General features: G+C 69.3%; 23 protein-coding genes and 1 pseudogene. 12 read left to right on the top strand and 12 right to left on the bottom strand.

The genetic code is table 11. The annotated features are described in order from the left end of the window. Positions 1 to 24: 24 nt before the first annotated feature. Together ACWD0F_RS34410 and ACWD0F_RS34405 are read right to left on the bottom strand one after the other, a co-directional pair. Positions 25 to 357: a hypothetical protein gene (locus ACWD0F_RS34410; RefSeq protein WP_449883209.1), complete on the bottom strand. Its 333-nt coding sequence runs from the start codon at positions 355 to 357 to the stop codon at positions 25 to 27. A gap of 102 nt (positions 358 to 459) precedes the next feature. After that, positions 460 to 933, bottom strand: a complete 474-nt coding sequence (locus ACWD0F_RS34405; RefSeq protein WP_449883206.1) for a MarR family winged helix-turn-helix transcriptional regulator — start codon at positions 931 to 933, stop codon at positions 460 to 462. A gap of 219 nt (positions 934 to 1,152) precedes the next feature. Here ACWD0F_RS34405 and ACWD0F_RS34400 point away from each other — a divergent pair, with 219 nt between their 5' ends. After that, positions 1,153 to 2,088, top strand: a complete 936-nt coding sequence (locus tag ACWD0F_RS34400) for an NADP-dependent oxidoreductase (protein WP_449883205.1) — start codon at positions 1,153 to 1,155, stop codon at positions 2,086 to 2,088. A 45-nt stretch (positions 2,089 to 2,133) separates the two neighbouring features. On the opposite strand, the gene ACWD0F_RS34395 is transcribed toward ACWD0F_RS34400, so the two are convergent. The 4 genes from ACWD0F_RS34395 to ACWD0F_RS34380 form a co-directional block, all read right to left on the bottom strand. Further along, positions 2,134 to 2,544, bottom strand: a complete 411-nt coding sequence (locus ACWD0F_RS34395; protein ID WP_449883202.1) for an SRPBCC family protein — start codon at positions 2,542 to 2,544, stop codon at positions 2,134 to 2,136. 161 nt (positions 2,545 to 2,705) lie between these two features. Further along, positions 2,706 to 3,194 carry a MarR family winged helix-turn-helix transcriptional regulator gene (locus ACWD0F_RS34390; RefSeq protein WP_449883199.1) on the bottom strand — a complete coding sequence of 163 codons (489 nt, stop codon included), beginning with the start codon at positions 3,192 to 3,194 and terminating at the stop codon, positions 2,706 to 2,708. Positions 3,195 to 3,445: 251 nt separating this feature from the next. Continuing rightward, positions 3,446 to 4,138: a DUF4429 domain-containing protein gene (locus tag ACWD0F_RS34385; RefSeq protein ID WP_449883197.1), complete on the bottom strand. Its 693-nt coding sequence runs from the start codon at positions 4,136 to 4,138 to the stop codon at positions 3,446 to 3,448. Between the two features lie 138 nt (positions 4,139 to 4,276). Then, positions 4,277 to 4,885: a TetR/AcrR family transcriptional regulator gene (locus ACWD0F_RS34380; RefSeq protein ID WP_449883194.1), complete on the bottom strand. Its 609-nt coding sequence runs from the start codon at positions 4,883 to 4,885 to the stop codon at positions 4,277 to 4,279. Between the two features lie 150 nt (positions 4,886 to 5,035). Between ACWD0F_RS34380 and ACWD0F_RS34375 the strand changes: the two genes are divergently transcribed. From ACWD0F_RS34375 to ACWD0F_RS34355, 5 genes are all read left to right on the top strand, one after another. Next, positions 5,036 to 5,599: a hypothetical protein gene (locus tag ACWD0F_RS34375; RefSeq protein ID WP_449883191.1), complete on the top strand. Its 564-nt coding sequence runs from the start codon at positions 5,036 to 5,038 to the stop codon at positions 5,597 to 5,599. A gap of 308 nt (positions 5,600 to 5,907) precedes the next feature. Continuing rightward, positions 5,908 to 7,623: a family 43 glycosylhydrolase gene (locus tag ACWD0F_RS34370; protein WP_449883188.1), complete on the top strand. Its 1,716-nt coding sequence runs from the start codon at positions 5,908 to 5,910 to the stop codon at positions 7,621 to 7,623. Between the two features lie 154 nt (positions 7,624 to 7,777). After that, entirely contained in the window at positions 7,778 to 8,599 is an 822-nt protein-coding gene (locus ACWD0F_RS34365) for a CPBP family intramembrane glutamic endopeptidase (protein ID WP_449883185.1), read from the top strand. Then, positions 8,596 to 9,750 carry a sensor histidine kinase gene (locus ACWD0F_RS34360; RefSeq protein ID WP_449883183.1) on the top strand — a complete coding sequence of 385 codons (1,155 nt, stop codon included), beginning with the start codon at positions 8,596 to 8,598 and terminating at the stop codon, positions 9,748 to 9,750. Before ACWD0F_RS34365 ends, ACWD0F_RS34360 begins: the two co-directional genes overlap by 4 nt. Then, positions 9,747 to 10,409: a response regulator gene (locus ACWD0F_RS34355; RefSeq protein WP_449883181.1), complete on the top strand. Its 663-nt coding sequence runs from the start codon at positions 9,747 to 9,749 to the stop codon at positions 10,407 to 10,409. The genes ACWD0F_RS34360 and ACWD0F_RS34355 overlap by 4 nt, the downstream gene beginning before the upstream one ends. On the opposite strand, the gene ACWD0F_RS34350 is transcribed toward ACWD0F_RS34355, so the two are convergent. After that, the gene (locus ACWD0F_RS34350) at positions 10,385 to 11,530 is read right to left on the bottom strand and encodes an FAD-dependent oxidoreductase (protein WP_449883178.1); all 1,146 of its coding nucleotides are present in this window, start codon (positions 11,528 to 11,530) and stop codon (positions 10,385 to 10,387) included. The two genes, ACWD0F_RS34355 and ACWD0F_RS34350, sit on opposite strands and share 25 nt — an antisense overlap. 153 nt (positions 11,531 to 11,683) lie before the next feature. Here ACWD0F_RS34350 and ACWD0F_RS34345 point away from each other — a divergent pair, with 153 nt between their 5' ends. Beyond that, positions 11,684 to 12,310: a TetR/AcrR family transcriptional regulator gene (locus ACWD0F_RS34345; protein ID WP_449883175.1), complete on the top strand. Its 627-nt coding sequence runs from the start codon at positions 11,684 to 11,686 to the stop codon at positions 12,308 to 12,310. Between the two features lie 57 nt (positions 12,311 to 12,367). On the opposite strand, the gene ACWD0F_RS34340 is transcribed toward ACWD0F_RS34345, so the two are convergent. Continuing rightward, positions 12,368 to 12,820: a MarR family winged helix-turn-helix transcriptional regulator gene (locus tag ACWD0F_RS34340; RefSeq protein WP_449883174.1), complete on the bottom strand. Its 453-nt coding sequence runs from the start codon at positions 12,818 to 12,820 to the stop codon at positions 12,368 to 12,370. 168 nt (positions 12,821 to 12,988) lie between these two features. Here ACWD0F_RS34340 and ACWD0F_RS34335 point away from each other — a divergent pair, with 168 nt between their 5' ends. Further along, on the top strand, positions 12,989 to 13,915 hold the full coding sequence (locus ACWD0F_RS34335) for a quinone oxidoreductase family protein (protein WP_449883171.1): 927 nt from the start codon (positions 12,989 to 12,991) through the stop codon (positions 13,913 to 13,915). Positions 13,916 to 13,923: 8 nt separating this feature from the next. Further along, the gene (locus ACWD0F_RS34330) at positions 13,924 to 15,141 is read left to right on the top strand and encodes an FAD-dependent monooxygenase (protein WP_449883168.1); all 1,218 of its coding nucleotides are present in this window, start codon (positions 13,924 to 13,926) and stop codon (positions 15,139 to 15,141) included. Between the two features lie 193 nt (positions 15,142 to 15,334). Here ACWD0F_RS34330 and ACWD0F_RS34325 read toward each other — a convergent pair whose 3' ends face one another. Beyond that, complete coding sequence (locus ACWD0F_RS34325; protein ID WP_449883166.1) at positions 15,335 to 16,786, bottom strand: endo-1,4-beta-xylanase; 1,452 nt, start codon at positions 16,784 to 16,786, stop codon at positions 15,335 to 15,337. 536 nt (positions 16,787 to 17,322) lie between these two features. On the opposite strand from ACWD0F_RS34325, the gene ACWD0F_RS34320 reads away from it, so the two are divergent. The 3 genes from ACWD0F_RS34320 (at position 17,323) to ACWD0F_RS34310 (ending at position 22,203) form a co-directional block, all read left to right on the top strand. Beyond that, the gene (locus ACWD0F_RS34320; RefSeq protein WP_449883163.1) at positions 17,323 to 18,651 is read left to right on the top strand and encodes an extracellular catalytic domain type 1 short-chain-length polyhydroxyalkanoate depolymerase; all 1,329 of its coding nucleotides are present in this window, start codon (positions 17,323 to 17,325) and stop codon (positions 18,649 to 18,651) included. A 46-nt stretch (positions 18,652 to 18,697) separates the two neighbouring features. Beyond that, positions 18,698 to 20,536: a family 43 glycosylhydrolase gene (locus ACWD0F_RS34315; RefSeq protein WP_449883160.1), complete on the top strand. Its 1,839-nt coding sequence runs from the start codon at positions 18,698 to 18,700 to the stop codon at positions 20,534 to 20,536. A gap of 95 nt (positions 20,537 to 20,631) precedes the next feature. Further along, positions 20,632 to 22,203: a lectin gene (locus ACWD0F_RS34310; RefSeq protein WP_449883158.1), complete on the top strand. Its 1,572-nt coding sequence runs from the start codon at positions 20,632 to 20,634 to the stop codon at positions 22,201 to 22,203. Positions 22,204 to 22,880: 677 nt separating this feature from the next. Here the strand turns inward: ACWD0F_RS34310 and ACWD0F_RS34305 are convergent. The 3 genes and pseudogenes from ACWD0F_RS34305 to ACWD0F_RS34295 all read right to left on the bottom strand — a co-directional run bounded on the left by ACWD0F_RS34305 (position 22,881) and on the right by ACWD0F_RS34295 (position 25,673). Beyond that, positions 22,881 to 23,840 (bottom strand): hypothetical protein, encoded by a 960-nt coding sequence (locus ACWD0F_RS34305; protein ID WP_449883156.1) that lies wholly within the window; start codon positions 23,838 to 23,840, stop codon positions 22,881 to 22,883. 404 nt (positions 23,841 to 24,244) lie between these two features. Beyond that, positions 24,245 to 24,477: pseudogene (locus ACWD0F_RS34300) on the bottom strand (IS30 family transposase); the annotation flags it as partial. Positions 24,478 to 24,803: 326 nt separating this feature from the next. Beyond that, a complete protein-coding gene (locus tag ACWD0F_RS34295; RefSeq protein ID WP_449883153.1) occupies positions 24,804 to 25,673 on the bottom strand; it encodes an AraC family transcriptional regulator in 870 nt (289 codons plus the stop codon). Between the last annotated feature and the right edge of the window lie 67 nt (positions 25,674 to 25,740).

Below are 25,740 nucleotides of genomic sequence, written 5' to 3'. Positions count from 1 at the left end.
CCTCGGCGCGCTCGTGGATGCCGATCAGCCCGTGGCCGCCCGCGTCGTCCCAGCCGCGCTCGGCGCCCCCGATGCCGCGCAGGTCACGAACGACACCGCGAACAGGTCGTCCGGAGGCGCGGGGAACACCGGCCCCGCCCACATCCGCGCCACCGTCACGACCGCCGGCAGCAGCGTGCCCGCCAGGAAGACGACCGGCCACCGCGAGGACGCCCACCGGCCCGCGGTGTACAGCACGAGCATGAGCGCGGTCGGCGTGCTCACCTCTACCAGGAGGAACGTACAGGCCGCCACGGCCAGCGGCGCGTCGGCGAGCTGAGGATGCTCGCTCCACCGGTCCAGGGCTCGCCGCGTCATGATCGAACGCTACGGCCGGCCCCATGGAAAAGCGACGGCCGGCCGCACTGCGCCGACGAGGACCGTCGCGACGGCTGAGGTCTGCCGCGAGAGGGTGGCCGCTCAGCCTCCTTCGGTTTCCCGGCGCAGGGTAGCGGCGATGCGGGTGAGTGCGACTTCGAGGTGGCGGCGCTGCGCGGCGCTGAGCGGGTCGAACACGAGCCGCTTCACCTGCGCGACATGTTCCGGTGCGCTCTCGACGAGTTTCTGCCGGCCGGCGTCGTTCAGGGTGGCGAGCGTGTACCGACCGTCGCCGGGGTCGGGTCGGCGGGTGACCCAGTCGCGGGTTTCGAAGCGGTCCATCACCTTCGACAGGCGGGGCTGGGTGCTGTCGCAGACCCGGGCCAGGTCGCTGAGTCGCAGCGTGGCCTCGTCGGCCATGGACAGCTGGGCCAGGACCCCGTACTCGAAGTTGGAGATGCCGGCGTCTCGCTGCAGCTGGCGGTCGAGGGCCGCAGGGAGGGCGATGACGACCGTGAGCAGCGCCTGCCACAGATCCTGCTGTTCGTCGTCGAGCCAAGGTGACTGGGTGTCCATGGGCCCCATCCTACTTGCCTGGGCAACTTGCGTCACTTGCCTGGGCAACTCTTACTGCGCTACCTTTTCACTTGCCTCGGCAAGTGAAAGTGCTTGCCAGGGCAAGTGAAGTGATGGGCGGCTCGCCCCGGTCCGCACAGCTGACCTGAGTGCCTCGCCTACCGGCCTGATCGCCTTGTCCCTTGGCGACGACAGCAATGCACCCTGGAGGAAAGCGCCATGAAGGCAATACGTTTCCACGAGTTCGGCAGCAGCGAGGTTCTGCGCTATGAGGACGTCGAGCGCCCGGCCCCCGGCGCCGGGCAGGTGCTGGTGCGGGTGGCAGCCACGTCGTTCAATCCGGTCGACGACCACATCCGCGCCGGTGTCCTGGCCGAGATGATCCCGATCACTCTCCCGTACGTGCCGGGGATCGACCTGGCGGGCACCGTCGCTGAACTCGGCGCCGACGTGACCGGCCTGGAGGTCGGCGACCGGGTCGTGGCGATGCTGCCCCTCGACTCCGCCGGAGGCGCCGCCGAGTACGTGCTCGCCCCGGCCGGGTCGCTGGCCCCGGCGCCCCGGACGATCGAGCTGGCCGATGCCGCGGCGCTGCCGCTGACCGGCCTGGCGGCCTGGCAGACGGCGTTCGAACTCGCCGAGCTCAAGCCCGGTCAGACCGTCCTGATCAATGGGGCGGGGGGCGCGGTGGGCAGCCTCGTGGTGCAGCTCGCCGTCGACGCGGGGGCGCACGTGACCGCGGTGGACGCACCGCGGCACGCCGACCGCCTTCGGGGCTACGGCGCGGACCGGGTCGTAGCCCCCCTCGACCTCGCCGCGGGCCCGGTCGCCGTGGGCGGCCCGTTCCAGGTCGTGGTGAACCATGTGCGCGTTTCCCCGGAGGAGCTCGCGCGGCTGACGAACTACGTCGCCGACGGCGGGGTCGCGGCTAGCACGGCCGGCCCGGTTCCCGAGGACCCCGCCCGGGGGGTGCGCAGCGCGAGCCTGTGGGTTCGCAGCGACGGAGCCCAGCTGACCGAGCTGGTCGCCAAGGTGGATGCGGGCAAGCTCCGGCTCCACGTCGCCGCCCACCGCGCGGTGGCCGAGCTGGCCGCCGTGCATGAGGATGCCGGCGCCGGGCGGCTGCTGGGCAAGACGGTCGTGCTCGCTCCCTGATCACGCCCTGGCCGCACCCGGCCGGGCCGCCCGCCGTTCGCTCTCTCACCGGTGGGCGGCCTCGATCGCCTGCTTCATCTCCCATGCGCCGTGTTCGATGCGCAGGCGGATTTCGGCGGCTCGCGTGTGCGGCAGCACGTTGGTGGTCCAGATCAGCCGGCCCGCTTCGTCGCCCTCCGGGCGAACTTCGAACGAGGCGTGATGGTGCTCGAGCGCGGGTCTCGCGCCTTCGACGACGGAATAGGCCAAGCAGCGGGAATCATCATCGATCGTGACGATCAGCTCGCGGATGACGTGCCCGTCGGGGAAGGTCAGGAACCGCTGGTCGCCCTCCAGCCGGGTGTCGATGACACGGCCCGGCAGCAGGCGCTCGTGCACGGCTCCGACGTCGCGCAGCACATCCCAGATGTGCTCGGGGGACGCATCGATGACGATCTCGTGGCGGATGGAGGCCATGACGCCAAACTCCTCTCGGGGTGGGGCAACTCCTCACCGGCAGGCAGCGACCGCGACCCGAGGGGTGACGAGCGTGGCCTCCGCTTCGCGCACCTCGCCGCGGAAGCGCGCCTCGTGACAGGCGCGCACGGTGCGACGGGTCCGTTCCTGAGCTGTCGTGGTCATGGCTGTTGCCCGATCTGGCGCAGGTGGTCGGCGAGGTCATGCTGGTTGGCGGCCAGGCGCAGGCACAGGTCGCGCAGAACGACCAGCTCTTCAGGTGTGAACCCGTGGAACATCGCCCGCATGGCGAGTTGCGACGGCTTGCGGAACGCCTCCATCCACGCTCGCCCGGCAGGGGTGATCTCGGCCAGAACCGAACGTCGATCCGCCGGGTCGGGGACCCGGCGGACCAACCCGTTGTGCTCCAGTGTGTCGACCAAGCCGGTGGCGTTGCGGGAGCTGACCCCGGCGGTGCGGGCCAGTTCGCCGATGCTGATGCCGTACTCGCTGTTGTTGAGGCGGATCAGCAGGTCGAGCGCGCCCGCGCTGATCCCTCGCCCCTGAGCGCCGTGGGCGCGCATGCGCTCGACGGCCTGGTTGGCGGTGCGCACGGCGGCGCCCGCTTCGAAGGTGCGCAGGTCTTCGTCGCTGCCGGCGAACTGAGTCATCGCGGCCCTGACCCGAGGGTCGTAGAGGAGGCCGTCAGAGTCGCTCTCAAAGATGTTTACATCCTTCATTATGAAGGACGAGAATAGTACGTACTTCCATACTTTGCCACCCGTGCTCCGCACGGCACGCTCCTGTGGATCGGCCAGGACCGTCCGCCGACACGTCGCCGGCGTGACCACGCTTGGCCCGCAAGTGCGCACAAGGGTCACATAAGGGACAGCGGCTCAGCCTCCCGCCGCGTCCTGTTCGATCATGGAGCTTGTACGGCGGCCAGCACGGCGGCGGCGAAGGGCAGGGAGTGATGCGTGGCTCCCCAGCCAATGCCGAACACCACGGAGGCGGGATCGTTGTTGGGGTTGGAGAGGGCCTGGTGCCCGCGGATGCGCAGCCGCAACGACCCGCGAGCGTCCTCCAGCGCATGCCAATCGACGCCCTCGATCTCGGTGATCGGGTAGCGCCGGTCACCTGCCGCGTACTTGGCCGGGGAAGCTGTGGACGAGAACCAGGTGAAGGTGACAGCCTCCCCGTCGAAGGCGGCCTCACCGTCCCATGCCTGGAAACTTCGCGGCACCGAAGGACCGGCGATCAGGAACCGCTCAGCCGGACCGCGCTCGGACATGGCCGCGCGCATCTCGTCGGCATACTGGTCGGCCAGCGTCTTCGTGGCGGCGGGCAGCACCAGCCGGTACGGATCGAGCGACTCCTGAAGTTGCCCCGTTGCCGCGGACATGACCGGATCGGCTCCCTCCCGGGGAACCACCCGCAACACCACCCTGCCGCGTGCACCAGGCTCCAGCATGACGTCGGCCAGCGCGTCGTACGGCACGAACCGCTCACCGAGCTCCATGCTCAGTTTCGACGCCTTACCCGGCTCAGGCGTAATGCGCAGCCCCCCGTCCTCGAACTCCCACGCGCAACCTCGCCCCTTCAGTACGTCACCCATGCAGCAAGGATAGGTGCCCGAACACTGGCGGCCGCGCAGACGGGCGGCCACCGCGACGAGCCGGCCGCGCCTGCGCACGCCGCCGGCAACGGCCGGCAGGGGCTCGGCCGCTTCATTTCTGAGCGTAGGCCGGTGGCTTCAGGCGCCCGCCGGTCCGCTGTAGTCGGTGGTGGCATAAACCTGCAGGAGCCTCTCGACCCCGCGCAGGAAGGTCTCGCAGATCAGCGCCGGGTCGAACAGGCAGCCGGCGGCCATGGCGCCGTCGCGCATCATCACGAAGTGGCGGGCGGCGGGCTCGGCGCCGGTCTCCTGGATCTTGGCCAGCAGTTCCGTGACGGTTTCCAGGAACCATTGGCGGTGGGCGAGCACGGCCTTGCGTACCGGGGACTCGGGGTCGGGATACTCGGCGGCAGCGTTGAGGAAGGCGCATCCCCGGAAGCCGGGGGACTGGATGCCCTGGGCGATGGACTCGCTGAGGGCCCGGATGGTGCCGGCGGCCGGTAGTCCGGCGGCGACGGCCTCGTCCGCCTGACCCCGCATGGCTTGGTCGACCTCGTTCAGATAGGCGAGGACAAGATCTTCCTTGCCGGGGAAGTGCCGGTAGAGGGTGGCCCGCGTCACCTGCGCCTCGACGACGATGCGATCGATGCCGACGGCGTGGATGCCCTTCCCGTAGAAGAGCCGGGTGGCCGTGTTGAGCAGCCGGGACCGCGCTTCGGACGGCCGGCCTTCGGATTGGCTAGGCATGCCGCCATCCTAGTAGGTAGAACGTTCGGTCTTGACAGTCTGTGCCGCAAGTTGCCATGCTGACCCGAGACAGAACGTTCGGTCTAGTAAGAGGTCCGGCACAAGGCCGCCCGAGGGACCCGCTCTGACTCATCCACTGAAAGGCGCACCATGAGCACTATCGCTGCTTCGCCCGCTATTTCCAGGACCGCGTCCGCGCTGCGACGGCTGTACTTCGTCCGGTTCGCGTTCGCCATCGTCTGGGCCCTGGTGATGTTCACGACCGCCTCGAAACTGGGTCCGGTCGCGGTCACTCTGCTCGTGCTCTACCCGCTGTTCGACGTGGCCGCCGCCATCATCGACGCCCGCGCGTCGCGCGCCACCGGAGCACCTGCCCTGCTGAACGTGAACATCGCGGTCAGCCTGATCACCGCCATCGGCGTGGCCATCGCCTGCGCGTCCGGCATCCCGGCGGTGCTGCGCGTGTGGGGCGCTTGGGCGGTCGTGGCCGGGCTGGTCCAGCTGATCGTGGGTGTCACTCGCCGCACGATGGGCGGCCAGTGGCCGATGATCATCAGCGGTGGCATCTCCGTACTCGCCGGTGCGTCGTTCATCGCCGGTGCCTCCGCGGACAGCCCGACGCTGATCAACGCGGCCGGCTACGCCATCCCCGGCGGCGTCTTCTTCCTCATCTCGGCCTTCCGTCTCGGCCGCGCCGCGAAGGGGAACGGATAGGGACGGCGACACTTACGACGACGACGTCGTCATCGGAGCCGGGTGCCGGGGACGTCCGCGTGACCCGCAGGATTTCATCTCGGTCTTGACGGCCGTCCTGCTTGCGCTAACACTTGCCACCATTCTGGTCCGTCAAGGCGCTACTCCCAACCTGGCGACGGAATGTTAACGATAACGTTGAGTGGGGTTCTATGAACCGGCTACGCACGGCACCGCCCGGCACGGCGAGGTTCCCGATGACGCCGCCGCCACCCACGACGCCGGGAGCGGGCGCACGCGACCCGGCCGCAGCCTGCGGGAAGCCGGGGATGAGCCGCCGCCCCCGCGTGCTGGGCCCCGTGGCCGCACTGCTGCTCGGGGTGCTGCTCGGCGCGGCCCCGACAGTGCCGGCGGTCCCGGCCGCCTCGGCTGCCCCGGTGGCAGCGGTGGCAGCGGCTGGGCTGCCGGCGCAGCCCTCTCCGGACCCGATCGCCCACGACCCGACCCTCATCAGACAGGGCCGGTACTACTACGAGATCATCACCGGCGACATCGAGACCCGCACCTATCTGCCGATCCGCCGCTCCACCGACCTGGTGCACTGGACGTTCCTCGGAACGGTCTTCACCACGCCGCCGCAGTGGGTGGTGGACGAGCTCGGCGTCACGCCGGGCGACTTCTGGGCACCGGACATCACCTACTTCGACGGCGAGTACCACCTCTATTACGCCGCCTCCTCGTTCGGAACGAACAACTCCGTGATCGGTCTGGCCACCAACGCCACCCTCGACCCCGACAGTCCGGACCACCGCTGGGTGGATCGCGGCATGGTGCTGCGCTCGCGCACGTCCGACACGTTCAACGCGATCGACGCCGACGTCACCGTCAGCGAGGACGGGGTGCCGTGGTTGTCGTTCGGCTCGTTCTGGGACGGCATCAAGATGCGCCGTCTCGATGCGTCGACGGGTCTGCTGTCGATGGAGGACACGACGCTGTACTCGCTCGCCTCCCGGGGCGGCGCGGCGGTCGAGGGCCCGTCGATCGTCCGCAAGGGACGGTACTGGTATCTCTTCGCCGGCTTCGACTTCTGCTGCCGTGGCGTCAACTCCGACTACCGCGTCGTCGTCGGCCGCTCGACCAGCCTCCACGGCCCGTACGTCGACCGCGACGGCCTGCCGCTCCTGCAAGGCGGTGGTACCGAACTGCTGCGCGGCTACAACGGCTTCCAAGGCACCGGTGGCGGTGACGTCCTGCTACGCCAAGGCAATGGACCAGACCTGTACGTCCACCACTACTACGACGCTGCCGACGGCGCGCTGCCCAAGGGCTCGGTGCGGCCGATCTCCTGGGACGGCGGCTGGCCGCGCCTCGGCGACCCGCTCAGCGGCAACCGCGGCCATGGGCGCGGCCCCGCGTACGTGACGCTGGTGAGCCGCGACGGTGCGGGCTCGGTCGACAACCCCACCTGCGGCTACGAGGGCGCGGACATCCGGCTGACAGCCCCGGAGGCGGGAGGCGCGTGCCGGCAGTGGCGCCTGGAACATCGCGGTGGCTGGTCGAGCATCCTCAACCGGCACAGCAACAAGGTCGCCGAGGTCGCCGCCTGCGTCAACGCGGACGGTGCTCGCGTGGCGCAGTGGGGCTGGCTCGACAACGACTGCCAGAAGTTCCGGATCCTGCCCACCGACCACGGTTGGTCCCGCATAGAGAACAAGCTGGCCGGCCGCGTGCTCGACGCCTGCGATCGAGGGGACGGGGCCGTGCGGACCTTCACCTGGCGCGGGGAGGCCTGCCAGCAGTTCCGCATCCAGCCGGTCGGCGACGTCCTGATCACCGACCCGGCCAACCGGAAGCGGCTGGGGGACACCTGGCGCTTCGTGCACATCGACGAGGGCTACTACCGGATCGCCGACTCGCGCGCCGGCCGTTCCCTCGGCGGGCGCGGCTCCGTCTGGCGCGTCGAGACCACGGACGCCGGCACGTACCGCCTGGTCACCCGAGACGGCGGCACCACTCGAGAGGTGCTCCTGATGACACCCCACTGACCGTGCCACGGTGCGCGGCGCCGCTTGAGCTGTCCCCCGTGCGAGCTACCCGCGAGTGTCCACCGTGCGGGGACGATTCCGAACCGCCGGGTCCCTAGCGTTGTCGGCACAGCAGCGGCGCACTGCCGCTGAGCCCCCCACGCAAGGAGTCGTCATGCGGTTGTTGAAACAGTTCATTCCCGTCGCGGTGGTCGCCTTCATCGGCAGCACGGTCGGCGGCGCGGTGGAGGGGAACCCGCTCCTCACCCTGCTGTTCGGCCTGGCGACGGCCGTGCTCGCCGTGCTCGTGTACGCCCGGGTGGTGCGCTGGTCCGAGCGCCGCGCACCGGAGGAGGTGGCGACGCGGGGCGCCGCCCGCGCCGTCGCGCGAGGGGCGCTGATCGGTGTCGCGATGTTCGCGGCCGTCATCGTGAACATCGCCTTCCTGGGCGGCTACCGGATCGAGGGCCTGGGCTCGGTCGGGGGCGCGGTCGGGCTGATCGGCTTCATGGCCGCCGCCGCGGTCACGGAGGAGGTGCTGTTTCGCGGCATCCTGTTCAGGATCGTCGAGGAACGCACGGGGACGTGGATCGCGCTGACGCTGACCGCCGTGCTGTTCGGCCTGTTGCACCTGGTCAACCCGCACGCCAACCTGTGGGGCGCGATCGCCATCGCGATCGAGGCGGGCGGCATGCTCGCCGCCGCCTACGCCGCCACCCGCACCCTGTGGGTGCCGATCGGTGTGCACTTCGGCTGGAACTTCGCCGCGTCCGGCATCTTCAGCACCGAGGTCTCGGGCAACGGCGCGACGGAGGGGCTGCTGCACGGCGTGACGTCGGGTCCCGCCCTGCTCACGGGTGGCGCGTTCGGGCCGGAGGCGAGCCCGTACGCGGTGGTGTTCGGCCTGCTGCTGATGCTCGTGTTCATGTGGCTGGCCCGTCGGCGCGGCAACGTGGTCCCGCTCCGGCGCCGCGCGACCGCTACGCTCACCCAATGATCGATCTACGGCGGATCACGGACCTATGGCGGCGATGCGACGTCGTGGTCCGTGATCTGCCGTTCGGGCTGTTGATGGCCGTCGCCTCGCTGCTGCCGGCGCTCCATGGCAAGGGGACGCAGGTCGGCGACCTGCCGGCCCGTCCCTTCGACGCGCTGGCGTTCGTGGTGATCGCCCTGGAGTCTCTTCCGCTCGCCGTGCGACGGCGGTGGCCGGCCGTGTGCCTGGCTCTGGTGTCGCTCGGCTTCGTCCTCGACCAGCTCCGCGGCTACCACGTGTTCGCGAGCAGCGCGATGCCCATCGCGCTCGTCAGCGCGGGCGCCCATCTGGAGCGCCACCGGCGCGTCACCGTGGTCCTGCTCTCCCTGGCGTACGTGCCGCTGGCGCTCGCGCTCGGCAGGGCCGGCTCGACCGAGAGGGTGGCGGGTTACGTGGTGTTCTACCTGGTCCTGGCCCTCGCGTGGGGCATCGGGGCCTGGCTGCGCTCCACCCGCGCCGCCGAGGCCGAACGCCGCCGCCACCTCGCCGAGACCACCCGCGCCGCCGAACGCACCCGCATCGCCCGCGAACTCCACGACGTGGTGACCCACCACGTGACGGCGATGGTCGTGCAGGCCGAGGCCGCACGCTATCTGACGGCCGCCCCCGACCGTCTCGACGCGACGCTGAGCGCCGTCACCGACACCGGCCGGCGGGCCATCACCGACCTGCGGCACATGCTCGACCTGCTCGACCCCGGTCACGACTCCGACGTCAGCAGGCCCTCCGCCGGTGAGCTCCGCACGCTCGTGGAGCAGACCCGCCGGGCCGGGCAGCCGGTGGAGTTCATCGAGGAGGGCAGCCCGGCCACATCGGCGGGCAGCGCGGAGTTCGTGACCTATCGGGTCGTGCAGGAGGCCCTGACGAACGCGCTCAAATACGCCCACGGCAGCCGCACCGTGATCCGGGTGCGCTACGGAGAGGAGATCAGCGTGGCGGTGAGCACCGACGGCTCCGGCTCCCGGGCCGCCGCCTCTCCCAGCGGGAGCGGGCGGGGCCTGGCCGGGCTCCGCGAGCGAGTGGACGCGCTGGGCGGCGAGTTCCGGGCCGACCGGCAGGCGGGCGGCGGCTTCGTCGTACAGGCGAGCATCCCCGCAGGGCGCCCGTCGTGAGTGCGCCGGTCCGGGTCCTGATCTGCGACGACCAGGCGCTGATTCGCACCGGCCTGGCCACGATCATCGACGCGCAGCCCGACCTGGAGGTGGTGGGCGAGTGCGGCGACGGCCGCGCCGCGGTCGACCTGGCCCGCCGGCTGAAGCCGGACGTGGTGGTGATGGACGTGCGGATGCCGGTGCTCGACGGCATCGAGGCGACCCGCCTGCTGGCCGGCGCCGGGGTGGCGGACCCGGTCAAGGTGGTCATGGTGACCACGTTCAACCTGGACGAGTACGTCTACGAGGCGCTGCGCGCCGGGGCGAGCGGCTTCCTGCTCAAGGACGCCCCGCCGGCGCAGCTCCTGCACGGCATCCGCACCGTGGCGGTGGGCGCGGCGTTGCTGGCGCCGGAGGTGACGCGGCGGCTCGTCGGCAGGTACGCGGCGCGCATCCGTCCCGCCGAGGGCGGCACCGCGGACGACGTCCCGCTGACCGCCCGCGAGCTGGAGGTGCTGCGCCTGATCGCCGATGGCCAGTCCAACAGCGAGATCGCCGCCACGCTGGTGATCAGCCAGGAGACCGTCAAGACGTACGTGTCGCGCATCCTGACCAAGCTCGGCCTGCGTGATCGCGTGCAGGCGGTGATCTACGCCTACCGCAGGGGCTTGGTCGCCTGAGCTTGTGCGAAGTCGGGTAGCTCGGTGGACAGCAGCTCTTCGGCGGCGCCGTCGAGGAGCCGGGCCATCTCCGTGGAGCGGGGCAGCATGGTGCTTTCGTAGGCGTGGACGGCTTCGTCGATGGTGTCGTGGCGGGCGATGGCGAGGGCGAGTTCGCATGCGTCCAGCAGGGCGAGGTTGACGCCGACGCCGAGCGGGGGCATGAGGTGGGCGGCGTCGCCGAGCAGGGTCACCGTGGGGTTGTGCTCCCAGGCGTGCGGGACGGGCAGAACGAAGATCGGGCGGTCGACGTAGGAGCCGTCGTTGTCGGTGATCAGCCGGCGCAGGCGGGGCGACCAGTCGCGATAGCGCTCCAGGAGAAGGGCGCGGATGCTCTCGGTGGACCGGGGGGTGAGGCCGCCGGCGGTGATCCAGTCGGCCGGGACGCGCTGGATGAGATAGACGCGGATGTGGTCGCCGCTGCTGCGCTGGGCGAACAGGCCGCGGTCGCCGTCGGCTGCTGCGGCGCCGCCTTGGCCGACGAGCTCGGCGATGCCGGGATGCCGGGTCGCGACGTCGTGGAACCAGGCTTCCAGGAAGCTTACGCCGCTGTAGCGGGGGGTGGCCGGGGAGACGGCCTGGCGGACCTTGGACCAGGCGCCGTCGGCGCCGACGACGAGGTCGGCCTCGACGGTGGTGCCGCCGATGAAGTGCAGCTGCCGGGGGCCTTCGGCGGGGCCGGTGACGGTCTGCAGGGCGTGGCCCCAGCGCACGGTGCCGGGCTGGAGCGAGTTGAGCAGCAGGTCGCGCAGCAGGCCGCGGTCGATCTCCGGTTTGAAGCGCTCGCCCTGCTCGGGGACGTGGTGGAAGAGGATCGTGCCGGCCGGGTCCATCTGGCGCATCTCCTGGCCCTCGGGCCGGGCCAGGTGGAAGAACTCCTCCAGGAGGCCGGCTTCGCGCAGGGCGATCTGGCCGTTGCCGGCGTGCAGGTCGAGGGTGCCGCCCTGGTCGCGGACGGCGGGGCCGGCGTCGCGGTCGTAGACGGCGGCGGTGATGCCGTGCTGCTGGAGGATGCGGGCGCAGATCAGGCCGCCGGGGCCGGCTCCGATGATGGCGATGCGGGGTGCCGGAGTGCTGTTCATGATGGAGCTCCGTTCAAGGTGTGCCTGGGTCATGGGGAAGAAGAGGCGGCCGGGCGATGCCGCAAAGCCGCCGGCCCCAGAAAAACACACCAACTCAATAAGTGCAACAACACAACTTTTGAAGTCGGTTAACCGAAGGGGTAGGGTGCCGGTATGCCGAGCACCACGACCGACGCCGCGACAGGTCCCTCACCCGTGCCGGTGGGGCGCCGCGAGCGCAAGAAGGCCGCCACCCGCCAGGCCATCGCCGACGCCGCGCTGCGCCTGTTCCTGGAGCGCGGATACGACGAGGTCGGCATTCGCGAGATCGCGGACGCCGCCGACGTGTCCACCACCACGCTGTTCAAGCATTTCCCGGTCAAGGAGGCCCTCGTCTTCGACGAGGACTCCGGCCAGGAGACCCGCCTGCTCGCCGCCGTCCGCGAGCGGCCCAAGGGCCGCTCCATCCCGGCCGCGCTGCGCGAACACGCGCTGACCACCCGGCTGGCCGCCGCCGACGGCGACGCCGCCTTCGCGGCCTTCACCAACCTGGTGGCCGGCACGCCCGCGTTGCGGGACTATGCCCAGAACATGTGGCTGCGTCACACCGCCGCACTCGCCCAGGCCATCGCCGAGGAGAGCGGCCTCGCCGCGGGCGACCCCATCTGCGGCGCCCTGGCCCACTTCGCCCTCGAAGCCCCCCGTGCGGCCTACGCCTGCGACAACCCCCGTGAGGCCATCACCCGGGCCTTCGACCTCCTGGAACACGGCTGGAGCGCGCTCGCCGAGACCAAGGCGTGAGCAAGCGCCTTGCCGCGGAACGGCGCGCGCCTGGGCGCCCCCACCACCGTCCGGCCGTCAGCGCGTGGTCGTCGGCTCCGGTACGGCGTGTGCATGCGCCGAGCGGGCCAGGACGACGTCGAGCAGGGCGACGAGCCGACCGAACTGTTCCTGATCCAGGCGGCCGGTCGCTGGCGCCAGGGCGCGCCGGATGTCGTCCTCCACGCGTTGGGCGAGTTCGAGCCCGGCTGGCGTCATGTACACCTCGACGACCCGGCCGTCATCGGGATTCTTGCCGCGCGTCAGCAGCCCCCGGCGCTCGGCGCGGGCGATGAGGGTGGACATCGTGGACTTGTCCAGGCCGAGGTAGGCGGCCAGTTCGGTGATGCGGGCGCGGCGGTCGCGGAGGATGCCGAGCACCCGTAGCTGGGTGAGCGACAGGTCGTGCTCGCCACCGATGCGGGTCAGCATGCCCGCCACCTCGAAGGTGGTCCGGACGAGGGCGTCCATGACGTCGTCAGCGGTGGTCATGCCGTCATGCTAGTTCGGCATGGTTGGAATTACCAACCATGCCGAACCGCCGTCCAGAGGCGCCTCGCGACCCGGATCCCGAGCCGGGGGATCCCACAGGTGGTTGACATGGTTGGAACTTCCAACCATCATAGTTGTTGGAAGTTCCAACCATTCCTGGAGGTCACCATGCACGCTGCCGTCATCCCAGCGGCCGACGCACCGCCGGTCTATCGCGACCATCCCGATCCCGCGCCACGCCACGGCGACGAGGTGGTCGTCGAGGTCCTCGCAGCCGGCCTGCACCATCTGACCAGGGCCAGAGCGAACGGCTCGCACTACTCCAGCGACGGGATGTATCCGCTGGTCCCCGGCGTCGACGGCGTCGTACGCGACCACGAGGGCAACCTCCGTTACGTGGCCCTGAACGAAACCGGCCTGGGGACGTTCGCCGACCGCACCCTCATCGACCCGCGCCGCAGCGTCATCCTGCCCGACGACATCGACCCGGTGCGGATCGCCGCCGCGATGAACCCGGCCATGTCGTCCTGGGTCGCGCTGCGCCGGCGCGTCGACTTCCACGCCGGCCAGCGCGTCCTCGTCCTCGGCGCCACCGGCGACGCCGGACGGATGGCGGTCCAGATCGCCAAGCTGTTCGGCGCCGCCCAGGTCATCGCCGCCGGCCGCGACGCCACCCGCCTGAAGGCGCTGACCGCGCTCGGCGCCGACGAGACGATCACCTTCGACCAGATCGGCCGCGCGGCCGACGTCGACGTGGTCATCGACTACGTGTGGGGTGAGCCGGCCGCCGCCGCCATGATCCCGCTGCTCACCGCCCGCGCCGACCGCACCGCCCCGCTGGCCTGGATCCAGATCGGATCCATCGCCGGCCAGAGCGCGCCGATCCCCTCCGCGGCTCTGCGCTCAGCCCGCCTGCAGATCGTCGGCAGCGGCATCGGCTCGGTCCCCGCCCGGGACTTCCTCGCCGAGCTGCCGGAGCTGGCCTCGGCGGTGACCGCCGGCGCGATCGACGTACGGGCCCGCGCCGTACCCCTGGCCCAGGTCGAGCAGGCGTGGACCGCCGAGACCGACGGCCGCATCGTTTTCGTCCCGTGAAGGAAATCATGACTTCGTCGCGCAGCAGAAGAAGACGGGCCCTGGTCGTGGGCCTCGGTGTCAGCGGTATCGCCACGGCGATCGGCCTGCGGCGCATCGGCTGGGATCCGGTGATCGTGGAGAGAGCGCCGGGCCGTCGATCGGGTGGTTACTTCGTCGTGTTATTCGGCGCCGGCCAGGCCGCGGCGCGGCGGCTCGGCATTCTCGACGCCATCCCCGACCGGTCGCCGCCCGGCGGCATCACCTACACGGTGGATCGCGCCGGCGTCCGCAGACCCGGCCTGGGGTTCGGGGATCTGCCGGTCTCGCCTCGCACGATGTTGCGCGGTGACGTGGAACGTGCCGCCTTCGCGGCGCTCCCGTACGACGTGGAGATCCGCTACGCGACGACCCCCACCCACATCGAGCAGGATGCCTCCGGCGTCGAGGTGACGCTCGAACACGACGGTGCATCCGTGACCGAGCGATTCGACCTCGTCGTGGGCGCCGACGGGCTGCGGTCCACGGTCCGGCGTCTCGCCTTCGGCCCGCACGACAGATATCTGCATCGGCTCGGCTACATGATCGCGGCGGCGATGTTGCCGGGCCCGGTCGGCGGGCTCGCCGCGCACGAAGGCGCGAGTCTCCTTGAGCCCGGCCGGGCCATGTGGATCTTTCCGTTCGCCGACCACCCGCCCACTGTGCTCTTCTCCTACCGCGCCGACGACGTCGACGCCGAGTTCACCGGCCGGCCCGCCGAGCGGGTACGCGCCGCGTACGGACCTCAGCCCACGGGCCGGCTGCTCGGCGAGGCGCTTGACGCGCTCGACGCCGACGCGTTCTTGTTCGACTCGGTGGAGCAACCCCGCATGGACGCCTGGTCGCACGGCCGGGTCGTGCTGGTCGGCGACTCCGCCTGGAGCCCCAGCCTGTACGCCGCCATGGGGATCTCCGCCGCGCTCGCCGGAGCCGACCTTCTTGCCGGCATGCTGCACCGTCACCCCGGCGACATCCACGGCGCGCTGCACGCCTGGGAGGCGCAACTCCGCCCGCACATGACCTACTACCAGGACAACGGCGTCGAACAGCGGTATTTCGTCACCCCCGGCAACCAGCGGCAGGTCGCCCTCCGGCCGGTCCTGGCGCGCAGCCTCCAGCTCCCCGTGATCGGCCACGCCTTGCGCTCCCTGCGAAGCAACAGCAGGTCCATCCGCGAACGGGAACTGGACATCGCCCACGCCGACTGACACGAGCCGCGCCGGTGGCACCGTCAGGACGGTGGCGCCCGGACATCGACGCCGCCGTCAACGGCGCCGATGCCCGGGCTGGAATGCCGCCGCCGCCCGGCAGCCGGCCTGGAACGGCGGCGGCAACCGGTGATCTGGCTCCTGTCGCCGAGCCTGGTCACCGGCCGCGCCGCTCTCGTCCGGCGCTGTGCGGCTATGCGGACGCGGGGTTGACGGTCCACTTCTGGTTGTTGCCGCCCCAGCAGCTGTAGAGCTGCAGTCCCGTGCCGTTGCCGGTGCCGCCGCCGACGGCGTCGAGGCACAGCCCGGACTGGATCCCGGTGATGGTGCCGTCGGAGTTGACGCGCCATTTCTGGTTGTCGCCACCCCAGCAGGAGTAGATCTGGATCTTGGCGCCGTTGCCTGTGCCCCCGGCGTCCAGGCACTTGTTGCCGTACACCTTCACTTCTCCTGCCGAGGTCTGCGTCCACTGCTGGTTGGTCTGGCCGTTGCAGTCCCACAGCTGCACCGCGGTGCCGTCGGCGGTGCCGGCGTTGGGCACGTCCAGGCAGCGGCCGGAGTTCACGCCCTTGATCTGGCCGGCGTCGCCTCCGCCGGGCGGCGGCGTCGTGGTGCTGCCCCCGTTGAGCGCGTTGAGCACCGAGGTGTAGGCGGCCTTCTTGTTGCCGTTGCCGTCGAAGAGCAGCGGTGCGGCGCTGGAGCCGAGCCAGGAGTCGCTGTCGCGAACGCCCCAGACCGAGATGCCGGTACAACGCGGCACCGCCAGGCAGTCGTTGACGACATTGGCGTACGTGGTGGCCGAGCCGCCCTGGATGTCCAGCTCGGTGATCTGCACATCGACTCCCAGCGCGGCGAAGCTCTGGATGGTCGTGCGGTAGTTGCTGTTGTAGGGGCTGTTGCTGTTGAAGTGCGACTGCAGGCCGACGCAGTCGATCGGCACGCCGCGGGACTTGAAGTCCCTGACCATGTTGTAGACGCCCTGCGTCTTGGCCCAGCTCCAGTTGTCGGTGTTGTAGTCGTTGTAGCACAGCTTGGCGGCCGGGTCGGCGGCGCGCGCGGTGCGGAAGGCCACCTCGATCCAGTCGTTGCCGGTGCGCTGGAGGTTGGAGTCGCGCCGGCCGCCGGAGTTGCCGTCGGCGTAGGCCTCGTTGACCACGTCCCAGGCGTAGATCTTGCCCTTGTAGTGGCCCATGACGCCGTTGATGTGATTGATCATCGCCTGGCGCAGTGAGTTGCCCGACAGCGACTGCATCCAGCCCGGCTGCTGAGAGTGCCAGGCCAGGGTGTGCCCGCGCACCCGCTTGCCGTTCTGCGCGGCCCAGTTGTAGACCCGGTCACCGTTGGTGAAGTTGAACTGCCCCTGGTTGGGCTCGGTGGCGTCGATCTTCATCTCGTTCTCGGCCGTCACCATGTTGAACTCGCGATTGGCGATCGTCGTGTAGGCGGAGTCGCCGAGCTTGCCCGAGGCGATGGCGGTGCCGAAGTAGCGGCCGCTCTGCGCGGCGGCCGCGCCGAGGGTGCTCTCCGCGGCATCGGCCGGAATCGCCGTCGCCAGTGCCGTGATCAGGCCGAGTGCGCCGAGCGCGCCGGTGATCAGCGCCCGGCGGCGCACGCCGAGCGGCCGTCGGACGGTAGATGGGGACATGACACGCATGCTTGAGCCTCCGTAGGTAAAGCACGGGAAGAGGGCTGGTGCGGGGCACACCCGCGGGACCGACGCCGTGTTCCGGCGGGGACGCACATCACAGGCGTCGGGACGGCACTCCCCTGTTGAGCCACCACCGAGCCGGTAGGGGAGATCACCTCGGGCACTCAGTGTGGGAATCTCGCCGAAAGTTGTCAAGGATGCCGTGAAAACTTTCGGGGATACAAGGCGCTGTCTGGCCTAGTTGTTGGCTTAATGTGCGGCTTATCGCTCTTGAAACTTTCGGCCGGTGTCGCCAGTGAGGCTTGGATGAAAGTTTCATGGCGCCGCTCTCGCTGGTCGGCTGCGGCAGGACTCGAAAATCCGAGGTGAGCGTGCTCGGCCGCCGCCTTCTCCGGCCGCTGAAAGTTAAGGCGGTCTTGACAGTGCCTTTGTGCCTCGTATTTGCTCCGTCCCGCCACCACCTCCATACCGGCCCGAGGGAGAGCTCGATCAGCCAGCACCATTGTTAACGCTAACAACGAAGAGGCGGGACAATGAAGCGAAGCGAACCGCGTAGCAGGTACGTGGGCATCGGCGCCGCCCTGGCGGCTCTGATCACGGCGGCGGTCACCGCGCTGGCCGTGTTCCTCACGGCTGCGCCGCAAGCGTCGGCGGCGGCCCTGACCGAGGTGACGAGCTTCGGCGCCAACCCCGGCGGTCTGCGGATGTACCTCTACGTCCCCGACAGAGTGGTGTCCCAGCCGGGTGTCCTGGTGGCGATGCACGGCTGCAACGGCTGGGCGCCGAGCTTCCACCAAGGGACCGAGTTCGCCTCGCTGGCCGACCGGCACGGTTTCATCGTCATCTACCCGCAGGCGAACAAGAGCACCAATGGCCTGTCGAACTGCTTCGACGTGTGGTCGAACGAAGCCCTGCGCCACGGGGGCGGCAGCGACCCGGTGTCGATCGTCTCCATGGCCAACTACGTGCTGCAACGCTACAACGGCGACCCGCAGCGGGTGTTCGCCACGGGCTTCTCCTCCGGCGCGATGGAGACCCTCAACCTGCTCGCCACGTACCCGGACGTGTTCAAGGCCGGCGCGCCGTTCGCGGGAGTTCCCTACGGTTGCCTCGGCCCCGCCGGGTGCGGCGACAAGACGCCGCAGCAGTGGGGTGACCTGGTCAGGAACGCTTATCCCGGTTATACCGGGCCCCGCCCGCGCGTGATGGCCTGGCACGGCACCGCCGACTCCGTGCTGCCGTACACGATGCTGCAGGAGGAGGTCGACCAGTGGACCAACGTGCACGGGCTGAGCCAGACCCCTGTCTCCACCGACAGCCCGCAGTCCGGCTGGACCCGGCGAGTCTTCGGCTCCGGGCAGGTCGAGGCGTACACCATCACCGGAGCCGGCCACGATCTGCCGCGAGCGGGGATGGCCGCGCACGCCATCCGCTTCTTCGGCCTGGACGGCGGATCGTCCACCACGACGCCGACTCCACCACCGGCCGGGCAGATCAAGGGAGTCGGCTCCGGGCGTTGCCTGGACGTGCCCGGAGCCGCCACCGCCGACGGCACCGCGGTGCAGTTGTGGGACTGCAACGGGCGTAGCAACCAGCAGTGGGCCGCCACCTCGGCCGGCGAGCTCAGGATCTATGGCAACAAATGCCTCGACGCGGCCGGCACCGGCAACGGCGCCGGCATCCAGATCTACTCCTGCCACGGCGGCGCCAACCAGAAATGGCGTCTGAACGCCGACGGCACCCTCACCGGAGCGCAGTCCGGGTTGTGCCTGGACGCCGCGGGCCAGGGCACCGCCAACGGCACCCGGCTGCAGCTCTACTCCTGCCACGGCGGCGCCAACCAGCGCTGGGCCCTTACCTGACACACCGCGGCTCGCTCCCATGCCCGCCCGACTTCGGAAGGTGACCATGAAAGTCGCATCCCCCCTACCGCCCGGCTTCATGGCGAAGTGCGCGGTGCTGGCGATCGTGGCTCTGCTCTGCGCCGTGGTGGTGATCCCGGGCACGGCCAGGGCGGACAACCCGATCGTCCAGACCATCTACACCGCCGACCCCGCTCCACTGGTGCACAACGGCCGGGTCTACCTCTACACGGGACACGACGAGGACGCCTCGACGTACTTCACCATGAAGGAGTGGCGGGTCTGGTCGTCGGCGGACCTGGTGAACTGGACCGACCACGGCTCGCCGATGAGCGTGGCCACCTTCGCCTGGGCGAGCGCGGACGCGTGGGCGGGCCAGGCTGTCTACCGGAACGGCAAGTTCTACTGGTACGTCCCAGTGAAGGACCGGGCGAGCGGCCAGATGGCCATCGGCGTCGGGGTCTCCGACAGCCCCACCGGGCCCTTCACGGATGCCATCGGCCGCCCCCTCGTCAGGAACGGCGAGATCGACCCCACCGTCTTCATCGACGACAACGGGCAGGCCTACCTGTACTGGGGCAACCCCAACCTCTGGTACGTCAGGCTCAACGCCGACATGATCTCGTACTCCGGCAGCCCCACCCAGATCCCGCTCACCACCGCGGGCTTCGGCACCCGCACCGGCAACACCAGCCGTCCCACCCTGTACGAAGAGGGCCCCTGGGTCTACAAGCGCAACGGCCTCTACTACAACGTCTTCGCCGCGAAATGTTGCTCGGAGTTCATCGGCTATTCGACGGCCCCCGGCCCCACCGGCCCCTGGACCTACCGTGGGACGGTCATGCCCACCCAGGGCAGCAGCTTCACCAACCACCCCGGCGTCATCGACTTCAACGGCGGATCTTACTTCTTCTACCACAACGGCGCCCTGTCGGGCGGTGGCGGCTACACCCGCTCGGTGGCCGTCGAGAAGTTCACCTACAACGCCGACGGAACCATCCCCACGATCAACATGACCACGACCGGAGCGCCCCAGGCAGGCACGTTGAACCCCTATGTCCGCCAGGAGGCCGAGACGATCGCCTGGGAGTCCGGCGTGGAGACCGAACCCGCCGGCGAGGGCGGCATGAACGTCGGGTGGATCGAGAACGGCGACCACATCAAGGTCAAGGGCGTCGCCTTCGGCTCCGGCGCGACGTCCTTCAGCGCGCGGGTGGCCTCGGCGACCAGCGGTGGCCGCATCGAGCTCCGCCTGGACGGCGTCAACGGCACGCTGGCGGGGACGTGCACCGTGCCGGGCACCGGTGGCTGGCAGACGTGGACGACGGTCACCTGCCCGGTGAACGGCGCGACGGGCACCCATGACCTGTACTTTAAGTACACCGGCGGCAGCGGCAACCTGTTCAACGTGAACTGGTGGCAGTTCACCGGCGGCACCGGAACCGGCGGGAACCTGCTGACCAACGGCGACATGGAGAGCGGCACCTCGGCGTGGGGCACGTCCGGCGGAACCCTGTCGTCCGTCACCGACCCGGTGCACGGAGGCGCGCGGGCGCTGTCCATCGCCGGGCGCACGGCGTCATGGAACGGCACCACCCAGGACGTGACCGCCAAGCTCACCAACGGCAAGAGCTACACCACGAGCGTCTGGGTGCGGTCACAGAGCGGCACGCCCAGCGCGAAGGCGACCCTGGCGGTCACCGCCGGCGGTACGACGAGCTACCTCCAGCTCACGCCGGCGACGCCGGTGAACTCCGGCGGCTGGACACAGCTCACCGGAACGGCGACCGTGTCGTGGAGCGGAACGCTGACCGGCGCCACCTTCTACGTCGAGACGGCGGCGGGCACCGACGGCTTCTCGATCGATGACGCCTCGTTCCAGTAGTCCCGAGCCGCCGGTGCTCTCGCCAATCCCCGCACCTGGTGGAACGGCGTCCACCCCCACCCTCAACTGCGACGCGACCTGAAGGAGAGAGTCAGATGCGTAGGGTCATGAGATGGCTCCTGGCGGTGTCACTGGCCGCCGGTTCGCTGGTCGCGATCGGCAGCGGAGCGTCGCCCGCCGTCGCGCTGGACAACGGGCTCGCCCGTACACCGCAGATGGGGTGGAACGACTGGAACACCTTCTTCTGCGACGTCAATGAGACCCTCATCCGGCAGACCGCGGACATCATGGTCTCCAGCGGCATGGCGGCGGCCGGCTATGAGTACGTCAACCTCGACGACTGCTGGTCCACCAGGAGCCGCGACGCCAACGGCAATCTGGTGCCCGACCCGCAGAAGTTCCCCAGCGGCATGAAGGCCCTGGCGGACTACGTCCACGCCAAGGGGCTCAAGCTCGGCATCTACTCCTCGGCGGGCACGACCACGTGCGCGGGTTACCCGGCCAGCCTCGGCTACGAGCAGCGCGACGCCGCCCAGTGGGCGTCCTGGGGGATCGACTACCTGAAGTACGACAACTGCGGCGATCACCAGGGCAGGAGCGGGCTGCAGCGCTACACCGCCATGCGGGACGCGCTGGCCGCCACCGGACGCCCGATCCTCTACAGCCTGTGCAACTGGGGCCAGGAGAACGTGTGGACCTGGGGGATGCCGGTGGGCAACTCCTGGCGCACGACGGGCGACATCGCCGCGAACTGGAACTCCGTCATGGGCATCCTGGACCAGCAGGTCGGGCTCGAGGCGTACTCGGGGCCGGGCGGCTGGAACGACCCCGACATGCTGGAGGTCGGCGTCGGCGCGCTCACGGCGACCGAGGGACGGGCGCACTTCAGCCTGTGGTCCTTGCTGAACGCGCCGCTCATCGCGGGCAACGACATCCGGTCGATGAGCGCCGAGACCCGGTCCATCCTGACGAACACCGAGGTCATCGCGGTCAACCAGGACTGGGGCGGCAGACAGGGCCACAAGATCAGCGACAACGGTGACCTGGAGGTCTGGCGTAAGCCGATGTCCAACGGCTCGGTCGCGGTCGTCCTGCTCAACCGGGGCACCTCCACCTCGACCGTCTCCACCACCGCCTCGGCCCTGGGCCTGGGCTCGGCGTCCTCCTACTCGGTGCGCGACCTGTGGGCGCACACGACGTCCTCCTCGTCCAGCACCATCAGCGCGCCGGTGCCCGGACACGGGGCGGCCATGTACACCGTCACCGGAGGAGGCATCGTCCCCGCGGTCGCGATCAGAGGGACCGGCTCGGGCCGGTGCCTGGACGTCACCGGCGCCTCGCAGGCCAACGGCGCGCAGGCGCAGATCTGGGACTGCAACGGCGGGCCCAACCAGCAGTGGACGCCCACCGCGAGCGGTGAGCTCCGGGTCTACGGCAACAAATGCCTGGACGCCTACGACCAGGGCACCGCCAACGGCACCCAGGTCATCATCTGGGACTGCAACGGTCAGGCCAACCAGCAATGGCGCCTCAACGCTGACGGCACCATCACCGGAGCGCAGTCGGGCCGGTGCCTCGACGCGCCGAACAACGCCACCGCCAACGGCACCAAGCTGATCATCTGGTCCTGCAACGGCGGCACCAACCAACGGTGGACCCGCACCTGAGGGACCGGACTCCACGCCCCCGACGGCGGTGATGCGTTCAGGCCGGCTGCCGCGGCGACATCACCGCCCGGGGCGCGAGTTCGAGAACTCCCTCCGTGCAGTTCAAACCGCATGTGAGTACTCGCGCGCCTGCCATCCAACGTGAAGCCTGAATCGCCCCGGGCCGCACCGATAGGCCCCACAGGCTTCAGGCGTTCTCCCGTGGGCGATGTAATAGGCCAAATCCCGCAGCAGGGAGGCCCTCATCCCGTCCTCCAGCCCAAGCCGCAGCGCCTCCGCCTCAAGGGCGGTCTCGGCGGACGCAGCGGCTGCGGTCAAGGCTCTCATCTTGCGCACGGCCGCGGAAAACCCGAGGTGGGGCCACTCTCGCATCCAGGGCGAATTTGCCCGCCTCGCTCACAAAACCGTCGCATCCACCGTCTGGAACATTCCGCGCAGAACGGGATCGACCCCGCCCGTGCCGCGGCGGGCCCACACGGAAGCAGTCTTCGAGGGGCGTCTGGGCGTACTTGCAACGGTTTCGGGCCACCAACCTGGCCAAGAAGACCCTCAACGAACTCGTCCGGTTGATCAGGCCCGACTGAGTAAGCGTAGTAGCGGCTGCAGCTGATCAGCGGCATCATCGCCAAGACCTGCCTCGACACCAGACCCGTAACTTCCGCCTTGAACCTCTCGAACTAGGGGAGCGCCTGGGTTCTGCTGTCGTCGAATGCCGTCATTGTGAAACCGGCGACGCGACGGCTTGCCTGATGCCAAGCACCGTACATGGTGTCGTCCTTGACGATTGCCGAGTAGCTGCCGTCGAAGTCAATTCTCCGGTTCCCCTTGTGCGTATATTGCGTCTCTTTCCACGTGAGGCGGACGCCGCCGTCGGCGATGTCGTCCTCAATCGTGCCGGTGATGCTGGTCGCCGTGTCCTCATCCGGATAGGTCATGATCCCGTCGAATGTGCTGCCAGACCAGGCGGCGATATTGAGCTGGATCGGATATGAGTCGTTGTAAGTGCCCTGCCACGAGGCGCTGACCGGTGCCGGAGGGCCAGAAGACAGATCCTTTCCGGATTCAGCGCTGCGGACTGCAGCGCTGCGCAAGATTCCGTGGATCGCTCCCTCAGCCAGCATGAGGAATGCGTACGCGCGGGTGTCACCTGCCGGGTCCGTCGCCCATTCCGTCATGTCGAGAAGCTCCTGTAGCTGTTGGACAGAAGACGCTACGTCGGCTTCCATCTCGCCCTTGTTCACGAGGTTGTGCATGGCTCCTGATAGCTGTGATGGGAGCACCCTGCGTAATTGGGGATAGTTTTCCTTGAGTGCCCGGCTCACCAGGTCGAAAGCCGCGTTTATTCCCTCCTCGCGGTTTTTGTTGACCGTCGCCATCAAGTCCACAAGGCTGGTCGGAATCCCTCCATTTGCCGTCGGCTGAGGCATGTTGTCGGACAGCGTGACCGCTATGTCCTTCCCAACCCCGTCGACCTTGAGGTCCAGAGTCTTCAGTTGCACGTCGACCGACCCCAACGTGATTCCAAGCGAGTCGAGCCTCTTGGTGATCCACGTCCGCAGAGCGAGGACAACGACTATGACCACGACCGGCCACGCAAGTGCGGAAACCAACCGCGACACAAGCTCCATACCGCTCATATCCGACCTCCTCGTGGCCCGACGATGACAGCAATTGCAAAAGTACCGCGACCATTGGCCGCGAGACCGAGCTGCGACCAACCTGATTATGGGTGGCACGACGGTCTGACCATGCTGACCATGGTGGCGGAGGACGCTGTATCACCTCGATCTTTCGTGACCGCGGTGTGGTCAGCTGAGCGGTCCGGCTGAAGGTCGAATTGCGTGCTGTGGTCAGCATGCTGGCCCGGCTGTCGCGTCGGGTGGGCGGGGTTCCACGGGCCCGCGGATGTTCCCTTTCTTGGTCGCAGGGGCAGGCTGTGGCTGGTCAGGTCGGGGCTGGTAGGGCTTGCAGGCGGGCCAGGCGATGAGGATGTCGCCGGCCCAGGGCCATCGGGCGGCGATGCGCAGGCGCAGTCGGCGGCCACCCCGACCTTGGCGTGTATGCCGTCGGCGATGGCGATCCGGTCATCCTGGGTGAGGAAGCGGGCAGAGACGGGCGCGTCGGCGAGAACCATCCGACCAGCATCGATGAACCACAGCTGGTCGACACACCGACCATCCGGGCCGCAGCAGCGCCCTTATGCCCCTCTCGCACCAACTCGAAGTAGCGTTTCTGAACCGACGAGGGAAGCTTGTTGTGAGCCCAACGAGGCATGCGAGGTTCTCCTTCGAGAAGGTTCGCAACCATCGATGGAACTCAAGCAGGACCATGGGTGTTCCGTTGCCGGACTTTCTCGGCCCACAGGCGGCCGTCACCGGGGACGGGGATGTACTCGATCGTCATAGGACCGATTCGAGCACACTCGTCCTGCTCCACCTCGAACAGCCATCCTGTGGGACTCAACTGACCGTTCACATGGTTCAGGCCCGCAGCGCCGATGGGGAGGGTACTGCGGGCCTGTCCGCTGTGCCGCCGCACTCAAAGAGCGTCAGCCGAACGGACTGTTCGACGGCCTAGGTTGATTCAGTGACGGCGGTCCGTCACGCTGGTTCGACGGGTAGCCACAACTCGCACGTCGCGGTGCTGAAGTCGTCCGCGCGCTCGAGGACCGCGACGATCGAGGGACCTGGCCGCAGCCGCCACGGGTTGGAGGGGAACCACTCGGTCGCGGTCGCGGCCCAAGTCGTCTGCAGGGCCTGCGGATGCGGTCCAGCGGTGCGGAAGACCGCCCACATGCCGGCCGGTAGCTCGATGGCGTCGAGGTCGTCGGGGGTCGGCGTGTCCCGAGAGACGGCGACGCCGTGCAGGTAGGTCAGTTCGCTCCCCTCTGTGCCGTCGGGGTCGAGGTCGTCGCAGACTTGCAACAGCCCCCCTGGTTCGGTGTCGCCGACGGCCTTCAGCCGGACATGCTCCTCCTGCGGCAGTGCGGTGATGTGCTGCTGGATGTGCGGGTTGATGCCCTGGTGGATGAGCGGAACACGGGCTGCGTGTCCGACCAGCCGGAACGCGGGGCGGTCGATGAGGCGGGTGTCCATGGGGATGCTTCCTTCGACGGTCAGGCGGAACCTGAGGTGCGGTTGTGTGCGCAGGGGGCCTCCGTCGCGGCGCACATCACTGGGGCTGGAGCCGTGGACCGCGCGGAACGCACGTCCGAACGCCTCGGTCGAGCCGTATCCGTGCCGGACGGCGATGCTCAGCAGATCGTCCTCACCCCGGACGACGTCGGCGGCGGCGACGGTCATGCGGCGGCGGCGCACATACTCCGACAGCGGCATGCCGGCCAACGACGAGAACATCCGGCGCAGGTGGTACTCGGTCGTGCCGAGCCTTCTGGCCAGCCCGTGGATGTCGAACTCCTCGGCGAGGTGCTCCTCGACGAGATCGACAAGATGATTGAGTGCCGAGATCATGAGGCCTCCTTTCGATGTCAACCCTGCCGGAAGAGCCCCGGGCCGCACCCGACCGCTGCGATCCGAT

Source organism: Nonomuraea sp. NPDC002799 (assembly GCF_053592075.1).
Note: the sequence above shows the minus strand (reverse complement) of the source record. Positions and strands in the feature narration are given on the sequence as shown.